Genomic DNA, 7,283 nt, shown 5'->3' with positions numbered 1-7,283 from the left:
CTAAAAAGTCTAACTTAAAGGGGTCACTACAATGTGTCTGCTATCAGGTCTTTTTTGAATTAAATGCCTAGTAAGGGTGCAGGATCCACAAATCCAGACCAATTGCCGCTTGTTGCAATCCCAAAGTGTAAATGAACACCAGTTGAACCACCTGTGGTACCCATGCCACCAACGAGTGAACCTTGTCCCACACTTTGACCAGTAGAAACAGCAAAACTACTTAAATGTAGGTAATAAGAGTAGTAACCATCGCCGTGATTAATGATCACATAGTTACCCGCACTTGCATCGTAACCAGTTGTAGCAACTGTTCCAGCTTTTGAAGCATAAATAGAAGTACCAGATGCACCAACTAAATCGATTCCTTCATGAAATTCAGAAGGACCGTTGCCCCAAGGATTTGCACGCCAACCGTACGGACTAGAAACAGAAACACTACTTACAGGAAGTCCCCAACCACTTGAAGTAACAGGGCTGCTTTCTTGGACAGGCGGGGTTACCGTCTCCGTAGTAGGAGTAGTATTATTGTTAGGCACATCTGCGACAGAAGTATTGGAAACAGCTGGTTGTGTTTCGACTTTCTTCGTAGCTGTTTTAGCAGCTTCTTGTTGCGCAGCTAATTGTTCGGCGGCTGCAATTCGTGCAGCTTCATCCTTCGCTTTTTGCGCAGCGATGGCTTTTAATTGTGCTTCTCGCTTACGAATCGCTTCTTCTTTTTGTGCTTCAAAGGTCGCTTTTTGCTTCTTCTCAGTTGTAATCATACTTTGCAATTCATTAATTGCGACTTCTTGATCCAAGCGAGCTTCCACGAGCGATTCTTGTTTTTCTTGTAATAATTGACTTTGTTGTTCGATTGTTGCTAATTTTTCTTGTGCTTCAAGTGATAGCTCTTCTAGTTTCGCTTGATCGACTTGTTGTTTTTCAATAATTTCATTGTTTGCATTGACAAGGGTTGTGACAGCCATTGCGCGACCAACTGCTTCGTTTAAAGAGTCAGCTGTTAAGATCGCTTCAACGACACTATTATTTAATTGGTTGACTTGGACGTCTCGTGCTTGTTCTTTTAATTGTTGGTTTCGTTTTTCAATCGCAACTTTTAAATCAGCAATTTCGCTGTTCAATTCATTTAATCGTTCTTCTTCTTGTGTTTTTTTAGCAAATAACTCGTCAACTTCTGCTTCTGTTTTGCTAATTTGTGTTTCTAAAGCACTCAGCGCATTTTCTGCAGCTGTCTGTTCATTTTCAAGGGTTGAAATTTTTTCAGTTTGTGCTTGAATTTTATCATCATATTCGTCTGCTTGAATACTTAGCACAGGACTAAACATCAAAAGAGAACTAAATGTTATTAAAGTGATTTTTTTTATATTAAACATGAGTTACCTCGCAATTTGTTTTTAGATTCATTGTTAATTATACACATATTATAAAAAAAAACAGAAAAACATTGAAAAAAATGGTGAAAATTGTTAGATTTAATCTAATTGAAATAATTCTGTTTTATTTGAGATATTGATTGATAGAAGGAAAGAGGAATAAATATGTGGAATAAAGAAGAAAAAAGAGCAGCCTATGAGCTATTGTTACTGCAACAGCAAGGGCTACTTGAAATGGAAACAAATTGGATTGCCAGTTTAAGTAATTCCTCTGCGTTACTAAATGAAACATTAGAAGAAACAGTTTTTGCTGGTTATTATTTATTTGAAGACGGGGAACTCATCTTAGGACCGTTTCAAGGACGTGTTTCTTGTACACGCATCGCGTTAGGAAAAGGTGTCTGTGGCGAATCGGCCGAAAAACAAATAACACTGATTGTCGATGACGTGACGACGCATCAAAACTATATTTCATGTGATGCTGCTGCTCAATCCGAAATTGTGGTGCCAATGGTGAAGAACGGTCAGTTAATTGGTGTGCTCGATATCGATAGTGGTAAAAAAGCGAGTTATGATGAAATCGATCAAGAATTTTTAGAACGTTATGTAGAAATCTTATTGTCAATTTTACCAGAATAAAGAGGATAAATAATGATTGAATTAATCGAAGCGACAATCGAAGAACAAGAAAAAATTACCGAAATTATGACAGCTTCATTTAATTATGATACGGCCTTTTATTTTGGGAAGGATGCGACAGATGGGCCAGAAGGTTATTCAGATGGTTCATTAGCCACCAAAATATTAACCGATTCTACGAGTCAAACATGGCTGATCTCATATCAGGGGGAAATCGCTGGTTTTCTGACGATCGATTCGCAAAAATGGGAAGTACAGTATTTTTGCTTGTTCCCTTTGTTTATCAACCAAGGGCTGGGGACAAAAACGTGGAAAAAAATCGAAGAACACTTTGGTCATCGTCCCTGGTTCCTAGAAACACCTGCATATTCTACTCGTAATCATGCTTTTTATGAAAAACTCGATTTTGCAAAAGTAGGCGAAAAAGAGTACCCAAATGGCAGTAAATCATTTCTTTATGAAAAAATCAGAAGATAATTCCGTTTGTGGTGATAATCCAATGCAGATCTTAGTAGCAATCGAACAAAATAAATCGTGAGCCTGATAGTTTGGCCACTTCAAAAAAGAAAAGACTTAGCGGTCTTTTCTTTTTTTTTTGAATGAAATCATTTTTTGAAAAATTTACAGAAATTATCTTTGGTTTACATTTACTTTACACAATATCTGTCTAAAGTTAATAAACCGACCTTATACTTTGTTAGTGAAAGAAGGTGGTTAATAAGTGATGTACTTAACGGCGCATTCAGGAAGTGATCAGACGCCAGAGAATAGTCTGGCCTTTGCCAATTTTTTTAAGGATAAAAAAGGAATCGATGTGATTGAAGTGGATGTTCGATGCAATCCTCAAGGAGAGTTGGTGCTAAGTCATGATGCACTCGCAAAAAAAGAGTATGTACGGTTGTCGGAGCTATTATTGATACTCGAAGGGACCACGATAAAGCTTAATTGTGATTTGAAAGAAGCCAATCTTGAACCACAAGTCTATCAGTTAGCTCAAAAAAATAATCAGTGGTCACAGATTTATTTAAGTGGCAACGTATCCCTCAACTATTTAAAAAACTGGCCGGAACAATTATTAATAAATCTTGAAAATTTTGTCGGTCGCCAAGGACAGTCACCTATGTGGGATGAAGACGACGCGTGTGAGAAATTAGAATGGTTAGGACAACAAGGAGCACGAGTGATTAACCTCTCACATCTCTTTTACACCGAACGCTTGGCAAGAAAAGGCAACGAATTGGAATTATCTTTCTCATTATGGACAGTCGATGATCTAGCCGACATTCGTCGCTATCAGGACCAAGGCATTTTTAATGTGACAACCAGAAGGGCAATGGAATATCTGAATCAACAGGAGGTTTTTAGATGAAATATTTACATCCAAAGCGAATCTATCGTAGTTTTGGTAAGAAGTTTTTTTTTGAAACACTGATTTTTTCTCTTTTTATTCTCTTTTTTTATGGGCCTTTAATGAACACCTTAATGTTAGCTTTTGCGGAGCAATATCAAGTGCCGCATGTGATTCCGACTAAGTTTGGCTTTCAGTGGTGGCAGTATATTCTTTCGCAAGATAATTTATTACAATCGATTTTCTCTTCGTTTTTGATTGCCTTATTTACCACCATTTTATCGATGATTATTTGTTTACCGGCTGCATATGCACTGGCGCGGTTTGAGTTTAAAGGCAAGCGATTCTTTCTCTTCTCTTTTTTGCTCTCGAATGCCTTTCCTAAAATTGGGTTGTATACCGCGTTAGGTATTTTGTTTTATAAGTTTCAATTAATGGGAACGTTGGCCGGCGTTATTATTGTCCATATTTTAAATACCATGATTTTTATGATTTGGATTCCATCTAGTTCCTTTCAAAGTATCCCAATTCAGCAAGAAGAGGCAGCTCGTGACATGGGGGCAGGACCGATTCGTACCTTCATGCAGATTACGATGCCCGCAGCAGTTCCAGGTGTCGCTGTATCGGGGATGTATACATTTTTAGGATCATTAGAAGAAGCGCAAGGAACGTTATTAGTTGGTTTTCCGGAAATCAAAACAATGGCGACTTCGATGTATGGCATTATTTTGGATTACCCACCAATGGCTGGTGCAGTCTTTTCACTATTACTTGTCATTCCAACGATTCTCTTGTTGTGGGGATGTCAAAAGATATTTGGCAAAGAAATATTTTCAGGTGGAATATCGATGTAATCGAAAATAATCAATAAAGGAGCAGGAAAACGTTGAGTAAAGTAAAAGTAGAGATTAGGAACATGTCAAAAGTTTATGAAAATGGTGATGGCATTAAGAATATTGATTTGATGATTCAAGCGGGTGAAATTTTAACCTTACTCGGTCCTTCTGGATGTGGGAAAAGTACTATTTTACGGTGTTTAGGTGGATTTCAAGCGCTAGATCAAGGAAGGATTTATATTGATGGACAAGAGGTGACAGCTTTGCCACCCGAAAAACGTCCTACCAGTATGGTTTTTCAAGGATATAATCTTTGGAATCATATGACAGTTTATGAAAATTTAGCCTTTGGATTAAAATTACGGAAATATCCCAAACAAGAAATAAAGCAACGAGTTCATGAGATGTTAGACCTACTGAAATTACCAAATATTGAGAAGAAGTATCCAAGTGAATTATCAGGAGGCCAACAACAGCGGATTGCTATCGGTCGTTCACTGATTTTGGAGCCCGCAGTGTTGTTAATGGATGAGCCTTATTCCGCATTAGATGCCAAAATTCGCCAACAAATGCGCGAAGAATTGAAACGGATTCAAGCACAAACGAATGTTACAGTGGTTTTTGTGACACATGATCAAGAAGAAGCGATGTCGTTATCTGATCGGATCGTCGTGATGGAAAAAGGAAAAATCGCACAAGTAGACACGCCGGCTGAAATTTATGAAAATCCAATTAATCGCTACACGGCTTCGTTTATTGGCGAAATGAACTTTTTACCCTCCCATGATGGCAAAGTCAAAGCGTTTCGACCAGAAGATATGACGTTATCTTCGTCAAATGGCGACTATCAAGGGACTGTTCAAGAAATTATGAATGCAGGCCACTATTCCATTCTTTATTTAGCACACGAAGAGCAGTCATTAAAACTCTATTTAAATAAAGAAGAAGCGAAAAAATATGAAAAACAACAATCACTGTACTTTACGATTAATAAATTTAAGGTTTACTAGGAGGAAAAGACAATGAATCAATGGAAAAAATGGTTATTCTTAGGCACAATGGCAACAGTCACACTCGGAGCATTATCTGCTTGTGGTCAACAAGGAGATGCCAGTGAAGAAGCGCAACAAACGGTTACGTTATGGGCGGGAGGTTCGGATAATGTCAAAGTTGGAATGGAACAAATTGTGAAAGCTTTTAATGCGAGTGAAAAAGGGGAAGAGTATCAGTTAAAGTTAGAATTCATTATGTCCGGATCAGGGTCTCAAAGTTTATCAGATCGGATTATTGCTGCGAAAAAAGTAGGGGAGTCGAATACGGATTACGATCTTATTTTAGTTTCCGATGCGGAAGTAGGCGTTTTTTTACAAGAAGGCGGAGAAGATATTTTTGTTCCTTATGAGGAAGCCAAGATTCCTAATTTAGCAAATGTTCAAACAAAAGTTTCGAGTGGTGAAGGCGTCTTGGTACCTTATCGAGGTACGACGGTTGTACTTGCCTATAATTCGGAGAACGTTTCATCGGTTCCTGAAACAGCAACGGAACTCTACCAGTGGATTGAAGATAATCCAGGACGCTTTGCCTACAATACTCCGGGATCTGGAGGCGCAGGAAGTTCCTTTGTTCAGACTGTCTTATACAATGAATTGCCAGAAGAAGCATTGACTTCGAGTGATGCAAAATGGAAAGCAGAGTGGTCAAAAGGATTTGAACGCTTAAAGTCGTTGCATTCATCGATGTATCAAACCGGCGGGCAAACGATTTATCCCAATAAAAATCAAGGAACGTTAGATTTATTGATTAATCAAGAAGTCGATATGATTCCAGCTTGGGCCGATATGGTGATTACTAACTTAGCCAATGGCACATTGCCTGAAAATATTAAAATGACTCAAGTGGAACCAGGATTTACAGGCAATGTGGATGGTTTAGCGATTCCAAGTATTGGTTCAAACATTGAAGGGGCACAAGCAGTCATGGATTTTATGTTAACGACGCAAGCGCAACAAATTTTACTTGATACAATGGCGGCGATCCCAGTAATTGACAGCTCGTTGATTTCTTCAGATAACTCTATCTATTTAAAAGATTTAAAAATTGATTCTTTCCGGACAAGTAGTTTAGGGACATTAGCGAATGAGTTGAATGAGGAATGGGATCAAACGATTGGAACGATGGGACAATGATTAGTAAAGAAGCGTTGATACAAGAAAACGAGCAAGTACAACAACGGACGAAAAAATGGCGTTTCGCAACCATTAAAAAAGTGCTCTTACCGTATGTTTTATTATTTCCCGCCTTTAGCGTAGTCTTACTCTTTATTGTTTATCCCATTTTTACAACGGTTGTGCGAAGCTTTCAAGATAGTGAAACCAACGCCTTTACTTGGGCAAATTACCGTTATTTCTTAATGGACCCGATTCAACAAAGCAATTTAATCTATACTTTGAAAATTGTGCTTATCACCGTTGTTTTAGCCTTGTTTTTCGGTTATGGTTTGGCCCTTTATATTCGTTTCAGCAACTCAAGATTTAGTCGAATCATGAGTACATTAAATTTGGTTCCACGCTTTATTCCTGGGCTAGTCGCGGTGTATTCGGTGATGATGATTATTCGCGATTCCGGTGTTCTTAATCGGATCAGCAAACTTTTTGGCTATGATTTTAAACCAGGCTGGTTATTTAATGAGATAGGGATTATCTTGATGAATCTTTGGTTCAATATCCCATTTGTCTCCCTCATTATTTTAGCGAGTCTCTCCAATGTCAAACGTTCTTCCATCGAGGCAGCCCGAGATATTGGCGCTAGTAATTTGGTGATTTTACAAAAAATTATCATACCCATGACGTATAAAGAAATCTTAGTCGCCATGACTTTTGTCTTCATGGGGAATGTGGGGTCATTTACAACGCCTTTTTTAATGGGAGGAAACCATCCTAAAATGTTAGGGATTGCGTTGTATGATCAATTTAATAGCTACATGGATTATGAACGAACAGCCGCCTTATCGGTGATCATGTTTTTAATTTGTTCTGTTGCAGCAACGTTTTATATTATGAGTAATTTGAAGCAAAAAAGATAAGAACA

General features: G+C 38.1%; 8 protein-coding genes. 7 read left to right on the top strand and 1 reads right to left on the bottom strand.

Going from position 1 to position 7,283, the window contains the following annotated elements:
• Positions 1-59: 59 nt before the first annotated feature.
• Positions 60-1,325 (bottom strand): murein hydrolase activator EnvC family protein, encoded by a 1,266-nt coding sequence (locus RU93_RS10555; protein WP_245785413.1) that lies wholly within the window; start codon positions 1,323-1,325, stop codon positions 60-62.
• 213 nt (positions 1,326-1,538) lie between these two features.
• On the opposite strand from RU93_RS10555, the gene RU93_RS10550 reads away from it, so the two are divergent.
• The 7 genes from RU93_RS10550 (at position 1,539) to RU93_RS10520 (ending at position 7,278) form a co-directional block, all read left to right on the top strand.
• On the top strand, positions 1,539-2,012 hold the full coding sequence (locus RU93_RS10550) for a GAF domain-containing protein (protein ID WP_071875591.1): 474 nt from the start codon (positions 1,539-1,541) through the stop codon (positions 2,010-2,012).
• Between the two features lie 12 nt (positions 2,013-2,024).
• On the top strand, positions 2,025-2,489 hold the full coding sequence (locus tag RU93_RS10545; protein WP_071875590.1) for a GNAT family N-acetyltransferase: 465 nt from the start codon (positions 2,025-2,027) through the stop codon (positions 2,487-2,489).
• A 244-nt stretch (positions 2,490-2,733) separates the two neighbouring features.
• Entirely contained in the window at positions 2,734-3,381 is a 648-nt protein-coding gene (locus RU93_RS10540) for a glycerophosphodiester phosphodiesterase (protein WP_143139450.1), read from the top strand.
• Positions 3,378-4,214 carry an ABC transporter permease gene (locus RU93_RS10535; protein ID WP_071875588.1) on the top strand — a complete coding sequence of 279 codons (837 nt, stop codon included), beginning with the start codon at positions 3,378-3,380 and terminating at the stop codon, positions 4,212-4,214. The genes RU93_RS10540 and RU93_RS10535 overlap by 4 nt, the downstream gene beginning before the upstream one ends.
• Positions 4,215-4,276: 62 nt before the next feature.
• On the top strand, positions 4,277-5,206 hold the full coding sequence (locus RU93_RS10530; protein ID WP_071875587.1) for an ABC transporter ATP-binding protein: 930 nt from the start codon (positions 4,277-4,279) through the stop codon (positions 5,204-5,206).
• 12 nt (positions 5,207-5,218) lie between these two features.
• The gene (locus RU93_RS10525; protein ID WP_071875586.1) at positions 5,219-6,382 is read left to right on the top strand and encodes an extracellular solute-binding protein; all 1,164 of its coding nucleotides are present in this window, start codon (positions 5,219-5,221) and stop codon (positions 6,380-6,382) included.
• Positions 6,379-7,278, top strand: a complete 900-nt coding sequence (locus tag RU93_RS10520) for an ABC transporter permease (protein WP_084131413.1) — start codon at positions 6,379-6,381, stop codon at positions 7,276-7,278. The genes RU93_RS10525 and RU93_RS10520 overlap by 4 nt, the downstream gene beginning before the upstream one ends.
• The last annotated feature ends 5 nt before the right edge of the window (positions 7,279-7,283 follow it).

The sequence above is a fragment of the Enterococcus aquimarinus genome, assembly GCF_001885765.1.
Classification (GTDB): Bacteria; Bacillota; Bacilli; order Lactobacillales; family Enterococcaceae; genus Enterococcus_I; species Enterococcus_I aquimarinus.
Note: the sequence above shows the minus strand (reverse complement) of the source record. Positions and strands in the feature narration are given on the sequence as shown.

Excerpts from the sequence above, each read along its gene's own strand:
- RU93_RS10550 (WP_071875591.1), top strand. The coding sequence starts at position 1,539 with ATGTGGAATAAAGAAGAAAAAAGAGCAGCCTATGAGCTATTGTTACTG.
- RU93_RS10525 (WP_071875586.1), top strand. The coding sequence starts at position 5,219 with ATGAATCAATGGAAAAAATGGTTATTCTTAGGCACAATGGCAACAGTC.
- RU93_RS10535 (WP_071875588.1), top strand. The coding sequence starts at position 3,378 with ATGAAATATTTACATCCAAAGCGAATCTATCGTAGTTTTGGTAAGAAG.
- RU93_RS10545 (WP_071875590.1), top strand. The coding sequence starts at position 2,025 with ATGATTGAATTAATCGAAGCGACAATCGAAGAACAAGAAAAAATTACC.
- RU93_RS10520 (WP_084131413.1), top strand. The coding sequence starts at position 6,379 with ATGATTAGTAAAGAAGCGTTGATACAAGAAAACGAGCAAGTACAACAA.
- RU93_RS10530 (WP_071875587.1), top strand. The coding sequence starts at position 4,277 with ATGTCAAAAGTTTATGAAAATGGTGATGGCATTAAGAATATTGATTTG.
- RU93_RS10555 (WP_245785413.1), bottom strand. The coding sequence starts at position 1,325 with ATGTTTAGTCCTGTGCTAAGTATTCAAGCAGACGAATATGATGATAAA.